Source organism: Pseudomonas sp. GW822-FHT06D10, assembly GCF_058799535.1.
In genome coordinates, this window is record NZ_JBXALN010000003.1 from 600,445 (window position 1) to 615,895 (window position 15,451).

Genomic DNA, 15,451 nt, shown 5'->3' on the forward strand with positions numbered 1-15,451 from the left:
CCCAATGCGAGTACGGAAGCTTCACGATGGACGTCGGCGGTTACGGTTTGGCGGCGGGCCGGTTACAGGACGATGAACATTCACAGCGCCTACCTTTCTGTAGGAGCTGGCTTGCCAGCGAAGGCGTCCGTCAGCGCGATGCACCACCCCGAGGCCTCATCACCGGCCAGAGAGACTCAGTCGTCCAGGGCTTTCACCGACTTGGGCGAGAGGCGCAGGCTGCGCAAGCTGCGCTTGACGCTCTTGAGGTGGTTCACCAGGCTTGGGCCGCGGGCCATGGCCACGCCCATGGCCAGCACGTCGATCACCACCAGGTGGGCGATACGCGAGGTCAGCGGGGTGTAGATCTCGGTGTCTTCGTGCACGTCGATCGCCAGGTTGACCGTGGACAGTTCGGCCAACGGCGTCTGGCTCGGGCACAGGGTGATCAGCGAGGCGCCGCTTTCACGTACCAGGTTGGCGGTGATCAGCAGGTCCTTGGAACGACCGGACTGGGAAATGCAGATGGCGACATCGGTAGGCTTCAAGGTCACCGCCGACATCGCTTGCATGTGCGGGTCGGAATAGGCCGCTGCGGTCAGCAGCAAGCGGAAGAACTTATGCTGGGCATCCGCCGCTACCGCGCCCGAGGCACCAAAGCCGTAGAACTCCACGCGCTGGGCCTGGGACATGGCGGTCACCGCCTGCTGCAGGGCCACCGGGTCGAGCTTCTCGCGGACCTCCATCAGGGTATGCAGGGTGGTGTCGAAGATCTTCAGGCTGTAGTCGGCGACCGAATCGTCTTCATGGATCGCGAACTGGCCGAAGCTGGCCCCGGCGGCAAGGCTCTGCGCCAGCTTGAGCTTGAGGTCCTGGAAGCCGGAGCAGCCGATGGCCCGGCAGAAGCGCACGATGGTCGGTTCACTGATGCCCACGCTGTGGGCCAGGTCCGCCATGGAACTGTGCATCACGGCCGCAGGATCAAGGAGCACGTGATCGGCGACCTTGAGTTCCGATTTGCGTAACAAATGACGTGACTGGGCGATGTGCTGCAACAGGTTCAAAGGGCTGGACTCATTGTTATTGGCTGACGCCGGGGATGTAGCAAGCTTGTAGTTATACTACAGGAATCGGCTTTTTGCCCGCCCAATGCATCACGAAGTTGCCTGCCTGCCCCCCATTTTCAGCCGGGTACGACTTATGTAGCCGTTGTGGCAGGCAGCCCTGGCGGCTACCGGCTCTGGGCCTGCAACAGCAGCGCGAGGCCTTCGGCGGCCACCGGGCGGCTGATCAGGTAGCCCTGCACCTCGTCGCAGTGTTCCGCCTTGAGGAAGGCCAGTTGCGCCGGGTCTTCCACCCCTTCGGCCACCACTTTCAACGACAGCCCATGAGCCATGGCGATGATCGCCCGGGTGATCGCCGCGTCCTCACCGCCCTCGGCCAGGCCGCGAATGAAGGCCTGGTCGATCTTCACGTAATCCACCGGGATCCGTTTCAGGTAACTCAGGGACGAATAGCCAGTGCCGAAGTCGTCGATGGCCAGCTTGACCCCCAGGCCCCGCAGTTGCTGGAAGGTCGCGATGATGTGCTCGACGCTGTCCAGCAGTTGGCTTTCGGTCAGTTCCAGTTCGAGAAAATGCGGCTCCAGGCCGGTTTCTTCCAGCACCTGGCGCACCAGGCTCACCAGCTTGCCCTGGCGCAACTGATACACCGACAGGTTGACCGACACGCGAATCGGCTCCAGGCCCTGGCGTTGCCATTCGCAGGCTTGGCGGCACGCCTGGCGCAACACGAACTCACCAATGGGGCCGATCAATCCGGTCTCTTCCGCCAGGCCGATGAAATCCCCCGGGGGCACCCGGCCCATGACGGGGTGATCCCAGCGCACCAGGGCCTCGGCAGCATTCAGACGGCCGCTGGCCAGGCACAGCTTGGGTTGGTAGAAGACCGTCAACTGGCCCTCCTCAATGGCCTTGCGCAGCTGGTTTTCCAGCTGCAGGCGCTCCAGGGTGCTGGCTTGCAGGCTCTCGGTATAGAACTGGAAATTGTTGCCGCCCAGGTGCTTGGCATGAGCCATGGCCATGTTCGCCTGGCTGATCAGGGCTGCGATCTCCCGGGCGCTGTCGGGCAGCATGCTGATGCCCATGGAAGCGCTGACCACCAGTTCATGGCCCTCGACGGTGATCGGCAGGCGCAGCTTGCTCAGCAGCCGGGTAGCGACCCGGGTCAGGCTCGACAGGCTGCCGTAAGCGTCGAACAGCACGGCGAATTCGTCCCCGGAAAGCCGGGCGATGGTGTCGGCTTCCGGCAAGGCATTGACCAGCCGCCGGGCCATCTTTTGCAGCAGCTGGTCGGCCACTTCATGGCCAAGGCTGTCGTTGAGCAGCTTGAAACGGTCCAGGTTGATGTGCAGCAAGGCCAGGCTGCGGCCGCCCTGGCGCACCCGCTGATGGGCCTCGCGCAGGCGCTCGCGGAACAGCGAACGGTTGGCCAGCCCCGTGAGTTCGTCGTAATGGGTGAGGTAGCGCATGCGCTCCTCGGATTCGCGCCGTGCCGAAAGATCGGCGAAGAAGCCCACGATATGCCGGACTTTTCCTCGTTTATCACGCACTACATTCAATTGCAGCCATTGCGGGTAGAGCTCGCCGTTCTTGCGTGTCTCCACCAACTCGCCCTGCCAGCTGCCGTACTGTTCCAGGGCCTGGTGGATCAACGGGTAGTGCCGGCGCGCATCGCGGCTGCACGACAGCTCCACTACATTGCGCCCGAGCATGTCTTCGATCTGGTAGCCGGTGACCTGGCTGAAGGCCTGATTGGCGGCGATCAAGGCGTAATCGGGGTCGAGGATGACGATGCCTTCGCTGGCCGCCTCGAACACCGTGGCCGCCAGGTTGCGCTGGACCTCCAGCTCCTTGTCGGCACTGATGTCGCGACGGGTGCCGGCCATGCGCAGCACCCGGCCACTGGGGCTGCGCTCCACGGCCCGGCCACGGTCCTCGATCCACACCCAGTGGCCGGCGCCGTGGCGTACCCGGTACTCCACCTGGTAATCGTCGCTGCGGCCCTTGAGGTGCTCCACCAGGGCGCGCTTGAGCAGGGGCAGGTCTTCCGGATGCAGGCGTGGCTTGAGATGGCTGAGCATGGCCGTGACATCTTCCGGCTCCAGGCCGAACAGCTCCTTGATCTGGGTGTGATGGACCTCGTCGGTCTGCAGGTTCCAGTCCCACAGCCCCAGCTCGCTGGCGTTCAGGGCCAGGGCCAGGCGCGCCTCGCTCTTGCTCAGGGCCTGGTTGGCGGCGTCCAGCTCCAGGCTGCGCTGGGCCACTCGCTGTTCCAGCCCGGTCTGGGCTTCGCGCAGTTGCTCCTCGGCACGGCGGCGCTGCTCCACTTCCCGGGCCAGCTCGCGGTTGAGCTGATCGCTGCGGCCCTGGGCATTCTGCAGGTGCTCGATCAGGGCCTGGTTCTGAAAGCGCCGCAGCAGGCCGCGCTGCATCAGGCGGTTGACCTGCCAGGCCACCACACTCAGGGACACCAGCAGGATCAGCCCGAGCCAGCCCCAGCCACGCTGCTGGTCGTCGCCGCCCCAGAACAGGTAGGCGATGGCCGGCAACAGACACGGCAAGGTGAATGAAAGGAAGGCCTGCAGGCTCACCGCGTAGGCTACGCTGGCCGACAGGATGGCCGCACCGATGAGGCCGAAGACCCAGGCCTGCTGCAGGAAATTGTCGGTGGGCACCAGGGCGATGCCGGCGCAGGCCAGGGTCAGGCCACTGACCGCCGAGCCCAGGAGAAACATGCGTTGCCACACCGGCTGTGCCTGACGGCTGGGAATCGCCGAATCGAAGGCCGCCACCTGGATCACCCGCAAGGCCACCAGGGCCAGCAGCCAGACCATCCACACACTGAGCAACAGATAGCGCGCCGGGCTCCATAGCAGCCAGGTGCACACCAGGCCGTTGAGCAACATAAACAAGGTCGGCAGCAACGAGCCCTGGTACAGCAGGCGCGTACGCTCCACTGCCATCTCCACGGCGTAGTGCTGGCGGATGACCCGGGGCTCCACAAAGGGCCCGGACAGGTCGGGGTTAAGTGTCATAGGCAGTGTTCTTATAATGGTTGAGCCCGAAACGTCGCCGGAGCATACACAAGCAAAGCCCCGAGCCAAACTGCTCCAGGTCATAAAATCGATAAAACCGGATGGTCCGGCTTGCACCCTGAAAGCGTCCGGGCGAGAAGCGCCAATGGCTGGGGCCTGTGACCAACCGGTCGTCATCGGCGGCTGTTTTATCGGCTAATGCAAAGCCGGGTTTGCCCGGGGTGGCGCCGCCCCCTAGAATGCCCCGATGCGCGATGATCTCTCCCTCCTGTTGAACTCCCTCAACGACGCCCAACGCCAGGCCGTAGCCGCCTCCGTGGGTCGTCAGTTGGTCCTGGCCGGTGCTGGCTCCGGCAAAACCCGTGTGCTGGTGCACCGTATCGCCTGGTTGATCCAGGTCGAGAACGCCTCACCCCACTCGATCCTGTCGGTGACCTTCACCAACAAGGCCGCAGCCGAGATGCGCCACCGCATCGAACAACTGCTGGGCATCAACCCGGCAGGCATGTGGGTCGGCACCTTCCACGGCCTGGCCCACCGCCTGCTGCGGGCCCACTGGCAGGAAGCGGGGCTGAGCCAGACCTTCCAGATCCTCGACAGCGACGACCAGCAACGCCTGGTCAAGCGGGTGATCCGCGAGCTGGGCCTGGACGAACAGCGCTGGCCGGCCCGCCAGGCCCAGTGGTTCATCAACGGGCAGAAGGACGAAGGCCTGCGCCCGCAACATATCCAGGCCAGCGGCGACCTGTTCCTGGCCACCATGCGCGGCATCTATGAGGCCTACGAGGCCGCTTGCCAGCGTGCCGGGGTCATCGACTTCTCCGAACTGCTGCTGCGCGCCCTGGACCTGTGGCGCGACCACCCGGGTTTGCTGGCGCACTACCAGAAGCGTTTCCGCCACGTGCTGGTGGACGAGTTCCAGGACACCAACGCCGTGCAATACGCCTGGCTGCGGTTGCTGGCCCAGGGTGGCGACAGCCTGATGGTGGTGGGCGACGACGACCAGTCGATCTACGGCTGGCGCGGGGCGAAAATCGAGAACATCCACCAGTACTCCGCCGACTTCCCGGACACCGAAGTGATCCGCCTGGAGCAGAACTACCGCTCTACTGCCGGCATCCTCAAGGCTGCCAACGCCCTGATCGCCAACAACACCGGGCGCCTGGGCAAGGAGCTGTGGACCGACGGCGGCGACGGTGAAGCCATCAACCTGTATGCCGCCTTCAACGAGCACGATGAAGCCCGCTATGTAGTGGAAACCATCGAGAGCGCGCTGAAGACCGGCCTGGCCCGCAGCGACATCGCCATTCTCTACCGCTCCAACGCCCAGTCCCGGGTGCTGGAAGAAGCCTTGCTGCGCGAACGCATTCCGTACCGCATCTATGGCGGCCAGCGCTTCTTCGAGCGGGCGGAAATCAAGAACGCCATGGCTTACCTGCGCCTCCTGGAAGGCCGTGGCAACGACGCAGCCCTGGAGCGGGTGATCAACGTGCCAGCCCGGGGCATCGGCGAGAAGACCGTCGAAGCCATCCGCGAGCATGCGCGCCACAGCGATGTATCGATGTGGGAAGCCATGCGCCAGCTGGTGGCCAATAAAGGCCTGACCGGGCGCGCTGCAGGTGCGCTGGGGGCCTTTATCGAACTGATCGAAAACCTCGCCGCCAAGACCCTGGAAATGCCCCTGCACCTGATGACCCAGACCGTCATCGAGCAGTCGGGGCTGATTGCCTACCACGAAGCGGAAAAAGGCGAAAAAGGCCAGGCCCGGGTGGAAAACCTCGAGGAACTGGTGAGCGCCGCGCGCAACTTCGAGAACACCGAAGAGGATGAAGACCTGACGCCCCTGGCGGCATTCCTCGGCCACGCTTCCCTGGAAGCCGGCGATACCCAGGCCGACGAGCATGAAGACAGCGTGCAACTGATGACCCTGCACAGCGCCAAGGGTCTGGAGTTCCCCTACGTGTTCCTGGTGGGCATGGAAGAAGGCCTGTTCCCCCACAAGATGAGCCTGGAAGAACCCGGCCGCCTTGAGGAAGAACGCCGGCTGGCGTATGTGGGCATTACCCGGGCCATGCAGAACCTGGTGATGACCTACGCGGAAACCCGACGCCTGTACGGCAGCGAAACCTACAACAAGGTGTCGCGTTTCGTGCGCGAGGTGCCCAAGGGGCTGATTCAGGAAGTGCGGCTGTCCAACAGCGTCAGCCGGCCTTTCGGCGGCGGCCAGTCACAAAGTACCAGCAGCCTGTTCGGCGGCAGCGAAATCCCGGACACCGGCCTGAGCCTCGGCCAGGCGGTACGGCACTCGGTGTTCGGCGACGGGGTGATCCTCAATTTCGAGGGCGCCGGCGCCCAGGCCCGGGTCCAGGTCAACTTCAGCGAAGGCAGCAAGTGGCTGATGCTCGGCTACGCCAAGCTGGAAGCCATCTAACCCCACCCGACCGTAGGAGCCGGCGTGCCGGCGAATCTCACTGGCGAAGCACCGCTTCGCCGGCAAGCCGGCTCCTACAGGTCGGTGCAGAAAAGGCAGCGCGAACATGGGCACAGGCTTTTTTTCCTCATGGACATTCTGGGCCCTGTTGTCGGCAACTTTCGCCGCGTTGACGGCGATCTTCGCCAAAGTCGGGATAGAAAACGTCAATTCAGACTTCGCCACCCTGCTGCGTACCGTGGTGGTACTGGTCAGCCTGGCCTTGATTTTGTACGCAACGGGCCAATATCAGTCCCTGGGATCGATTTCTCCCAAAAGCTACCTGTTCCTGCTGCTGTCCGGGCTGGCCACGGGCGCATCCTGGCTGTGCTATTTCCGCGCCTTGAAACTCGGCCCCGCTTCATTGGTGGCACCGGTGGACAAGCTCAGCGTGGTGTTCGTCGCGATCATCGGCGTGTGCCTGCTGGGAGAGAAGCTCGACCTGCGGCAGTGGAGCGGAATCGGCTTGATCACCGCAGGTGTGGTGCTACTAGCACTGCGCCGCTAACGGCTTTCGGGTTGAACCAGAGCCAGGTCCGCGGGGACCAAAAACCTATCGGCGAGCATGACGCCTGGCGAAGCTGAACCGAGGCTGTCAGGCAAAAGCCCGAAACATTATGCCGCTCGCCACTGACACTTCACCTGTGCAATATGGCGCGCGTGCCATCCACAAATGGGAACCCCCTTTATGAAACGTTTTCTTAGCATCGCCATGGCGCTGTGCATCGGCCTGACGATGAGCCTCGACGCCAACGCCAAGCGCTTTGGTGGCGGCAAAAGCGTCGGCGCTGCCCCGACCCACCAAACCCGCCAGGCGGCGCCAACCGCTCCGGGCGCTCCCGCCGCTGCAGCCACCGCGGGCGCAGCCGGTGCCGCGGGCGCTGCTGCCAAGGCCGGCGGTGCTTCGCGCTGGCTCGGCCCTCTGGCCGGCATCGCAGCCGGTGGCCTGCTGGCCTCCATGTTCATGGGCGGCGGCTTCCAGGGCATGCAGATCTTCGACATCCTGATCATGGCGGTCATCGCCTTCGTGATCTTCCGCTTCATCGCCGCTCGTCGCCGCAAGCAGCAGGAGCAATACGCTCCAGCCGGCCACGCGCCGATGCAGCGCGAAGCCTTCGAGCCCCAGCAGCCTGCCGGCGGTTCGATCTTCGGTGGTTCGCCAGCGCCTGCCGCGCGTCCGGTAATCAACGCACCGGCCTGGTTCAATGAAGAGCGCTTCATTGAAGCGGCGCGCAGCCACTTCCAGTCCCTGCAGCAACACTGGGACGCCAACGAAATGGACAAGATCGCCGAGTTCGTGACCCCACAGATGCTGCAGTTCCTGAAACAGGAACGTGCCGATCTGGGCGACGGCTTCCAGTCGACCTACATCGACAACCTGCAAGTGCAGCTCGAAGGTGTGGATGACCGTGCCGACAAGACCATCGCCACCCTGACCTTCAGCGGTGTGTCGAAGACCTCGCGCTTCGACCAGGGCGAAGTGTTCAGCGAAAGCTGGAACATGGAACGCGCCCAGGGCGACAACCAGCCATGGCTGGTAGCAGGTATCCGCCAGAACGGCTGATTCATTCTGCTGTCACAGCTGTAAGGCAAAACCCCGACTCAGGTCGGGGTTTTGCATTTCACGATTGCACTTATAGCGAGCTACTGTATAAACCGCCGTCAAACAACCGCGCCATAGAGCTAAGAGGACCCAGGCCGTGGAAGAAGTCATCGAACAACTCCGGGAAGCCAACGAACCGGTACCCGTCCCCCTGGAACTGCCGGACGAAGACCAACTGGTGGAAATTGAAGAACAGCTGTTCATCAATATCCCGTTCGTCTTCAAGGAGTTCCTGTTGACGGTCAGCGACGTGGTTTACGGCAGCCTGGAACCTGTGACCGTCACCGATCCGCAATCCCATACCTACCTCCCGGAAGTGGCTGCGACCGCCTGGGACATGGGCGTGCCGCGCGAGCTAATCCCGATCTGCCAGGACGGCGACGATTACTACTGCGTCGAGGAAGACGGCACCGTGGTGCTGTGGTCCGGCGAAGAAGAGCTGATCACCGAAGAATCCTGGGAATCGGTGTGGCACTGGGCGCGGGACGTCTGGCTGGAAAGCTGAGACGCCGCCGCGGCGGCGTGCACCGCGGCGACTGAAACAGCTCGCCGGCGCCCTGCCGGCGAGCGGCAAGGTCAATGCCCACTGTTGTCCTTGCTGTGGTCGAAGGTTTCGATCAGCGCCACCTGCATCCGCGTATGCACACGGATGAACCAGCGCCACAGGACCGCGGCCACCGCCGCCGCCACTACGGCGATCAACACCAGCAGTTCCAGGGTCGGCAGGATGCTCGACGAGAGCGCCGCCAGCAGCAGGAAAATCACCAGCAGCGACAGGATCGGGATCACCTCGGCGATCACCCGACGCACTCGCTGGGTATGGCGCCCGGCCATTTCCGGCTTGACCCCCATCTCCGCCAGCAACATCGACAGTGCCTTGAGCTTGCGATAGGCAGCAATCAGGAACGGCAGCGAAAGCAGCAGCGCCCCGCCCCAGATCAAGGCTTTCTGCCAGCTCGGCTCACTGACCCAATCTTCCAGGTAGGTGCCAATGCGCTTGGCAAAATAGCCACCGGAAAAGAAGATCGCCACCACCAGCGCCAGGTTCACCCCCACTTGCAGCAGGATCTTGCGGATCATCGTCGCCAGCAGCGCGCCCTCGCCCTGGGGCTGGATGCTGCGCAACCACTCGCCATACATGCCCAGTACCCGGCTCAGGCGCTTGGGCAGAACCCCTGCCAGCTTCAGCGATAGCGGGTCCGCGGCACGGATCAGGTAGGGCGTGAGCAAGGTGGTGATGGCGGACACCGCCACCGCTACCGGGTAGAGGAAGTCGCTGGTGACCTGCAGGGTCATGCCCAGTGCGGCGATGATGAAGGAAAATTCGCCAATCTGTGACAGGCCCATGCCTACCCGCAGTGAGGTGCGTCCATCATTGCCGGCGATAAAGGCCCCCATGCCGCAGGACAGCATCTTGCCCAGCACCACCGCCACCGTGATCACGGCAATCGGCCAGGCGTATTGCAGGAGGATCTGCGGGTCGATCATCAGGCCGATGGCGACGAAGAAGATTGCGCTGAACAGGTCGCGAACCGGTTCGATCAACCGCTCGATCTTCAGCAACTGGCGGGACTCGGCCATGATCGCACCGATCAGGAAGGCCCCCAGGACCATGCTGTACTCCAGTTTGACCACCAGCAGGCAGAAGCCGAAACACAGCCCCAGCACGGTGATCAGCAGCATCTCGTTGCTGTCGAACCTGGCCACGTAGGCCAGCAGGCGCGGCACCAGCAGGATGCCGATCACCAGCGCCACGATCATGAACAGCGAAAGCTTGCCGACGGTGGAGAACACCTCGCCGGAACTCACCGTACCGCTGACCGCGATGCTCGACAGCAAGGCGATGATGCCGATGCCGAGGATGTCCTCGACGATCAGTACGCCGAAGATCAGCTGGGCGAAGCGCTCGTTCTTCATCTTCAGGTCATTGAGCGCCTTGACGATGATGGTGGTGGAGGAAATGGCCAGGATCGCCCCGAGGAACAGCGAATCCATGGTGCTCCAGCCGAACCAGCGGCCGATCTCGTAGCCGATCCAGATCATCAGGACGATTTCCAGGAACGCCGCGATAAAGGCCGTGGCCCCGACCTTGAACAGCTTGCGCAGGCTGAATTCCAGCCCCAGGCAGAACATCAGGAAAATCACCCCCAGCTCGGCCAGGGTCTTGATGGTCTGTTCGTCGTGGATCAGCCCGAAAGGCGGAGTGTGAGGGCCGATGATGAAGCCGGCGACTATGTAGCCCAGCACGACAGGCTGCTTGAGGCGATGGAAGAGGATGGTCACCACGCCTGCGACCAGCATGATCACGGCCAGGTCCTGAATGAAGCTGATGGCATGCATGGCCGGGGCTCTCCTTGGAATGCTGGGCGGGGGTGATCGCCTAAAAAGAATGTTCTGATCAGTAGAAGGAAATATCCAAAATAAAAGCGGAAAATGCCCTGGAACGGGTGTTTTGCAGGTTAACACCGCGACTTCCGGCAGGAAGGCGGTGCAATATTAGGAAACAGATCCACCAGGGCGTGACGACGTGGCCCGGCCCGGCGTCCCGTTATCGATGGTTTGAAAACCCTTTGGAGCCAGCACCCGCAGAGGTGCTCCAGCAACCCCTGCCCAGAACCGTGAGCGTGCTATGGAACCCGGAAACGCCCAACTGTCGATGACGGTATTGATGACCCCTGACATGGCCAATTTCTCTGGCAATGTCCACGGCGGCACCTTGCTCAAGTACCTCGATGAAGTCGCCTATGCCTGCGCCAGCCGTTACGCCGGCCGCTACGTGGTGACCCTGTCGGTGGACCAGGTGATCTTCCGCGAGCCGATCCATGTCGGCGAGCTGGTGACCTTCCTGGCCTCGGTCAACTACACCGGCAACACCTCCATGGAGGTGGGCATCAAGGTGGTCACCGAGAATATCCGCGAGCGTTCGGTGCGCCACACCAACAGCTGCTTCTTCACCATGGTGGCGGTGGACGACCAGCGCAAGCCGGCCCAGGTGCCGCCGCTGCAGCCGGAAACCGCCGACGGCAAGCGACGCTTTATCCAGGCCCGGCAGCGCCGGCAGATCCGCCAGGAACTGGAACAGCGCTACCGGGAAATCAAGGCCGACGGCCCTTGATGCTCAAGCTGCACCGCTGATTCAGCAGGGCCACGGACGGTCCTCCCCCCTCCAGAGCTTCCAGCGCTGCGCCGCCACACTCCAACACCCGCCAGCAGGCTTCTGCGGTCATCCCGAATGGCCAGATCCATCCCTTTTTGACCACATCGAGAGTTATGCCCCCAAGGCACCGCTGCCAGAATCGAAGGGCAAGGCACAAACGCACTCCCCGCCCGGGGAGCCTTCGAGCCAACGAACGCGTGAGAACAATAAAAATGCCCAGCGCCAATGCTCTTTCCAGCAGCCCCCCTGCGTCCGCCCATCACGCCAGCCTCGATGGCGGCTTCACCCACAGTGCCCAGGGCACCTCGCTGCGGCGCATTCTCGGCCTGCCGGCCCTGGTGTTCTTCGGCCTGGTGTACATGGTCCCGCTGACCGTCTTCACCACTTACGGCGTGGTCACCCAACTCACCGGCGGGCGCACCGCCGCAGCCTATGTGATCACCCTGCTGGCGATGATCTTCACCGCCCTTTCCTACAGCGTAATGGTCAAGAAATACCCCATTGCCGGCTCAGCCTATTCCTACGCCAGCCTCAGTTTCGGCCCGGGCATCGGCTTTCTTGCCGGCTGGTCGCTGCTGCTGGATTACCTGTTCCTGCCGATGATCAATTACCTGGTGATCGGCCTGTTCCTCAACCTGGCCTTCCCCGCCGTGCCCGCCTGGGTCTTCGTGGTGGCGACCATCAGCCTGGTGACGTTGCTGAACATCCGCGGTATCGGCTCGGTATCGAGCATGAGCAACCTGATCGTCTGCGCGCAGATGGTCTTTGTGGTGGTGTTCGTGGCCCTGGTGGTCCGCCAGTTGGCAGGGGCCGAGAACCTGGACCTGAGCGCACCCTGGGTCGGCGATGGCAGCCAGGATGGGCTGTTGCCGCTGATGGCGGGGGCCGCGGTGCTGTGCCTGTCGTTCCTGGGCTTTGACGCGGTGTCGACCCTGGCCGAGGAAACCCGCGACCCGCGCCGGGACATCCCCCGGGCAATCGTCATCACCACCCTGGGCGCCGGCCTGCTGTTCATCCTGCTGGCCATGACCAGCCAGCTGGCGTTCCCCGGCAGCAGTTTCAAGGACGCCGACTCGGCGGCCAGCGAGGTCATGCTGCACGCCGGCGGACGCTTCCTGGAGATGTTCTTCACCGCCACCTATGTCGCCGGCGCCGCCGGTTCGGCCCTGGCATCCCAGGCCTCGGTATCGCGCATTCTGTTCAGCATGGGCCGTGACGGCATCCTGCCACATCGGGTGTTCGGTACCCTGTCCGAGCGCTACAAGACCCCGGTGGTGGCCATTGTCCTGGTGTCGCTGGTGTCATTGCTGGCGGTGGTCATCGACCTCACCACCCTGGCGTCGATGATCAGCTTCGGTGCACTGGTGGCGTTCTCGGTGGTCAACCTGGCGGTGATCAAGAGTCACCTGGGCCAGGGCCAACCGCGCAGCACCGCACGGCTGTTGCAGTACGGCCTGCTGCCGTTGATCGGCTTTGCCCTGATCGCCTGGCTGTGGACCAGCCTTTCGGCCCTGACCCTGGGCATCGGCCTGGCCTGGTTCGCCCTGGGCCTGCTGTACCTGGGCATACACACCCGGGGCTTTCGCCAGCCCGCGCCGACCGTGCAGTTTTCCGAGCAGGCCTGAGCCCGCCTCAGAAGCCGATCGGCGTGGCCTCGAAGCGCACCCGTGGGTGGGCGATGCGGTCCTGGGCGCGCACCAGCTCCAGCTCGTAACTGGCGCAGGCCTGGGTTTCCAGCAGTACTTCATGCACCGCCGCGGCGGTGAATTCGAAGGCCGCCACCAGGCTGTCCCCCAACAATACCCGGGCCAGGAACAGGCCTGAGGTCAGGTCGCCCACCCCCACCGGCTGGCGCGGGAACGCCAGTAATGGACGGCGCAGGTGCCAGCTGCCGTCAGCGGTCACCAGCAGCATCTCGAAACCGTCCGCCAGCTTGCCCGGGTAGTCCAGGTGCTTGACCAGCACCGCCCTGGGGCCCTTGTCCAGCAGCGACCGGGCCATGCCCAGGCAGTCGAACAGCGATTGCGGCTTGCGCCCGCAAAAGCTGTCCAGCTCCAGCTGGTTGGGGCAGAGAAAATCCGCCATGGCCACGGCCTCGTCCAGCAGGAAGTCGCTGACTTCAGCCGGCACGCTGCAGCCCTTCTCCGGGTGGCCCATCACCGGGTCACACAAGTACAGGGCCTTGGGATTGACTGCCTTGATCCGCGCCACACCGCTGAGGATCGCCCGGCCCTGGGCCGCGCTGCCCAGGTAGCCGGACAGCACCGCGTCGCAGTTGCCCAGCTCGCCGATGGCGGCAATGCCTTCCACCAGCTCGGGAATCTGCTGTGGCGCCAGCACTTCCCCGGCCCACTGACCATACTGAGTGTGGTTGGAGAACTGCACCGTATTCAGCGGCCAGACATTCACCCCGACCCGCTGCATGGGGAATACCGCGGCACTGTTGCCGGCGTGGCCGAAAACCACATGGGACTGGATCGCAAGCAGGTGGGGCGTACGTTTCATGCAGGATTTTCCATAAAACCGGTGGAATTCAAGCCGCGCAGTATGCGACTAAACGCAGCCTGTACGACAGACCGGAGTCGCAGTTAAGCTGACGCCACCTCGTTGGAGCAAACCTTCATGCTGACCCTTGGAAACATCTTTGTGCTGATGCTGCTGGCAACCGCTGCTGCCTGGCTGTGGCACAACCACGGCCTGCGCGAACGGGCCCTGGAGCGGGTCAAGCAGCACTGCGCGCGGCTCGACATCGAGTTGCTGGACGGTAACGTGGCGCTCAAGCGCATCGGTTTCGTCAAGGATGGCAATGGCCGGCGGCGCCTGGCGCGGGTCTACAACTTCGAGTTCACCGTGACCGGCGAAACCCGTCATGCCGGGACCATCACCCAGTTCGGCGCCCACAGCGCCCATATCGAGCTGGCGCCCTACCCGTTCGAAGCCAAGGAGCCCCTGCCCAGTGCCGAGGTGATCGAGCTGAGCCAGTGGCGCGAGGAACATCGCAAGTTCAAGCCGTAAGAGTGGCGTGCACGCCGTTTTTCCTACAGGCGACAGGCATCGAGACTGGCCTGCAGGACGGCAATGTCCTGAGGGCTACTGAAGATCAGTTCCAGGCGCGAATCCCGGCGCCATTCGCTGGGCAGCCAGTTCAGCGGTGAATTATCCAGCCCGTTGCCCGACCGCCAGCCTTGATCACTGTGGAGCACCAGCTTGGCCCGGCGCCAGTCGAGGTTCTGCAGCCAGTGCTCGACCCGGACCAGATCGAACTGTTGGCTGGGGTGCCAGCGCCAGCCGATGCTCCAGCCATCCTCCTGGGACTTGCTGAGGCAGATCGGCAGCGCCGGATCGCTCCACACGGCCGGCAACTGGGCCAGGCCCTGGGGAATGCCCGACTGCTCCAGGGCCGCTTCGGCGCTGGCTCCCAGGCCCGGCAGCTCGGCCAGGGGCAAGGCGGCATGGCGGGTCCAGAACAAGGGAAGGTCCGGCAATTGCTCCAGCACCCGCAACCTGTCGCTGTCGCTGAGCAGTTCGTCCTTGTTCAGTACCAGCAGGCCGGCGCTGGGCAGCGCATCCTGCTGCGCCCGGGGCAACGGCTTGCCAGCGGCCAGCGCCTGGGCATCCAGCACCAGCACGCAGGGTTGCACCGCCAGCACGCCCTTCCAGGGCGCTTCATTCAACTGCTTGAGCAATTGGGCCGGGTGGCCGAGGCCGGAGGGCTCGATAAGCAGGCGGTCCGGCCGGGCCTTGCGCAACAGGCGGCCCAGGCCCACCTGGAACGGTGCACCGTTGACGCAGCACAGGCAGCCGCCGGCCACTTCGCCCAGGGCGATGCCATCTTCGTCGCGGGTCAGCAAGGCCGCGTCCAGGCCGATCTGGCCAAACTCGTTGATCAGCACCGCCCAGCGCTCGGCGGCCGGGCGCTGGCTCAGCAGATGGCGGATCAGGCTGGTCTTGCCGGCGCCCAGGGGGCCGGCGATCACGTGGGTGGGGATGTTCTGCAGCATGGAAATGGGTCCGGGAAACCTGTGAGGTGATGCTACGCCCTTCCCGCCCTGGGCGAAAATCCGCTCGATTCGACGCCGCTCTTGGGAGCGCTGAAGGTCCTGCGGAGCTTCGCCCAGGCTCGGCAAGCGGCTGCACGGGCCTAGG

At 63.9% G+C, this 15,451-nt stretch carries 12 protein-coding genes; 7 read left to right on the plus strand and 5 right to left on the minus strand.

Annotated features, from left to right (window positions below; all coding sequences use genetic code 11):
* Window positions 1–176: 176 nt before the first annotated feature.
* Window positions 177–1,043, minus strand: a complete 867-nt coding sequence (gene hexR, locus AC1RL5_RS12705; RefSeq protein WP_011064325.1) for a transcriptional regulator HexR — start codon at window positions 1,041–1,043, stop codon at window positions 177–179.
* A gap of 167 nt (window positions 1,044–1,210) precedes the next feature.
* Entirely contained in the window at window positions 1,211–4,075 is a 2,865-nt protein-coding gene (locus AC1RL5_RS12710) for a putative bifunctional diguanylate cyclase/phosphodiesterase (protein ID WP_011064326.1), read from the minus strand.
* Window positions 4,076–4,322: 247 nt separating this feature from the next.
* Between AC1RL5_RS12710 and uvrD the strand changes: the two genes are divergently transcribed.
* The 4 genes from uvrD to AC1RL5_RS12730 all read left to right on the plus strand — a co-directional run bounded on the left by uvrD (window position 4,323) and on the right by AC1RL5_RS12730 (window position 8,653).
* On the plus strand, window positions 4,323–6,506 hold the full coding sequence (gene uvrD / locus AC1RL5_RS12715; protein ID WP_011064327.1) for a DNA helicase II: 2,184 nt from the start codon (window positions 4,323–4,325) through the stop codon (window positions 6,504–6,506).
* Window positions 6,507–6,612: 106 nt separating this feature from the next.
* A complete protein-coding gene (locus AC1RL5_RS12720) occupies window positions 6,613–7,053 on the plus strand; it encodes an EamA family transporter (RefSeq protein WP_053160604.1) in 441 nt (146 codons plus the stop codon).
* Between the two features lie 180 nt (window positions 7,054–7,233).
* Window positions 7,234–8,109 carry a Tim44 domain-containing protein gene (locus tag AC1RL5_RS12725; protein WP_011064329.1) on the plus strand — a complete coding sequence of 292 codons (876 nt, stop codon included), beginning with the start codon at window positions 7,234–7,236 and terminating at the stop codon, window positions 8,107–8,109.
* Between the two features lie 136 nt (window positions 8,110–8,245).
* Window positions 8,246–8,653, plus strand: coding sequence for an SMI1/KNR4 family protein (locus tag AC1RL5_RS12730; protein WP_011064330.1), 408 nt, complete (start codon window positions 8,246–8,248; stop codon window positions 8,651–8,653).
* Window positions 8,654–8,724: 71 nt separating this feature from the next.
* Here the strand turns inward: AC1RL5_RS12730 and AC1RL5_RS12735 are convergent, their stop codons facing one another.
* Window positions 8,725–10,488 carry a cation:proton antiporter gene (locus AC1RL5_RS12735; RefSeq protein ID WP_011064331.1) on the minus strand — a complete coding sequence of 588 codons (1,764 nt, stop codon included), beginning with the start codon at window positions 10,486–10,488 and terminating at the stop codon, window positions 8,725–8,727.
* Window positions 10,489–10,777: 289 nt separating this feature from the next.
* On the opposite strand from AC1RL5_RS12735, the gene AC1RL5_RS12740 reads away from it, so the two are divergent.
* Window positions 10,778–11,263: an acyl-CoA thioesterase gene (locus AC1RL5_RS12740; RefSeq protein WP_011064332.1), complete on the plus strand. Its 486-nt coding sequence runs from the start codon at window positions 10,778–10,780 to the stop codon at window positions 11,261–11,263.
* 254 nt (window positions 11,264–11,517) lie between these two features.
* Window positions 11,518–12,930, plus strand: a complete 1,413-nt coding sequence (locus AC1RL5_RS12745; protein WP_093405685.1) for an APC family permease — start codon at window positions 11,518–11,520, stop codon at window positions 12,928–12,930.
* 7 nt (window positions 12,931–12,937) lie between these two features.
* Here the strand turns inward: AC1RL5_RS12745 and pdxY are convergent, their stop codons facing one another.
* The gene (gene pdxY / locus AC1RL5_RS12750; protein WP_015637539.1) at window positions 12,938–13,810 is read right to left on the minus strand and encodes a pyridoxal kinase PdxY; all 873 of its coding nucleotides are present in this window, start codon (window positions 13,808–13,810) and stop codon (window positions 12,938–12,940) included.
* 117 nt (window positions 13,811–13,927) lie between these two features.
* On the opposite strand from pdxY, the gene AC1RL5_RS12755 reads away from it, so the two are divergent.
* On the plus strand, window positions 13,928–14,320 hold the full coding sequence (locus AC1RL5_RS12755) for a DUF3301 domain-containing protein (protein ID WP_015637540.1): 393 nt from the start codon (window positions 13,928–13,930) through the stop codon (window positions 14,318–14,320).
* Window positions 14,321–14,343: 23 nt separating this feature from the next.
* Here the strand turns inward: AC1RL5_RS12755 and AC1RL5_RS12760 are convergent, their stop codons facing one another.
* Window positions 14,344–15,306 (minus strand): CobW family GTP-binding protein, encoded by a 963-nt coding sequence (locus AC1RL5_RS12760; protein ID WP_072451904.1) that lies wholly within the window; start codon window positions 15,304–15,306, stop codon window positions 14,344–14,346.
* Window positions 15,307–15,451 lie beyond the last annotated feature (145 nt).

What these genes read in the sequence shown, in the direction of transcription:
- AC1RL5_RS12735 (WP_011064331.1), bottom strand. Translation starts at nt 10,488, where the DNA reads ATGCATGCCATCAGCTTCATTCAGGACCTGGCCGTGATCATGCTGGTC.
- AC1RL5_RS12720 (WP_053160604.1), top strand. Translation starts at nt 6,613, where the DNA reads ATGGGCACAGGCTTTTTTTCCTCATGGACATTCTGGGCCCTGTTGTCG.
- AC1RL5_RS12760 (WP_072451904.1), bottom strand. Translation starts at nt 15,306, where the DNA reads ATGCTGCAGAACATCCCCACCCACGTGATCGCCGGCCCCCTGGGCGCC.
- pdxY (WP_015637539.1), bottom strand. Translation starts at nt 13,810, where the DNA reads ATGAAACGTACGCCCCACCTGCTTGCGATCCAGTCCCATGTGGTTTTC.
- AC1RL5_RS12745 (WP_093405685.1), top strand. Translation starts at nt 11,518, where the DNA reads ATGCCCAGCGCCAATGCTCTTTCCAGCAGCCCCCCTGCGTCCGCCCAT.
- AC1RL5_RS12755 (WP_015637540.1), top strand. Translation starts at nt 13,928, where the DNA reads ATGCTGACCCTTGGAAACATCTTTGTGCTGATGCTGCTGGCAACCGCT.
- AC1RL5_RS12740 (WP_011064332.1), top strand. Translation starts at nt 10,778, where the DNA reads ATGGAACCCGGAAACGCCCAACTGTCGATGACGGTATTGATGACCCCT.
- AC1RL5_RS12710 (WP_011064326.1), bottom strand. Translation starts at nt 4,075, where the DNA reads ATGACACTTAACCCCGACCTGTCCGGGCCCTTTGTGGAGCCCCGGGTC.
- AC1RL5_RS12725 (WP_011064329.1), top strand. Translation starts at nt 7,234, where the DNA reads ATGAAACGTTTTCTTAGCATCGCCATGGCGCTGTGCATCGGCCTGACG.
- uvrD (WP_011064327.1), top strand. Translation starts at nt 4,323, where the DNA reads ATGCGCGATGATCTCTCCCTCCTGTTGAACTCCCTCAACGACGCCCAA.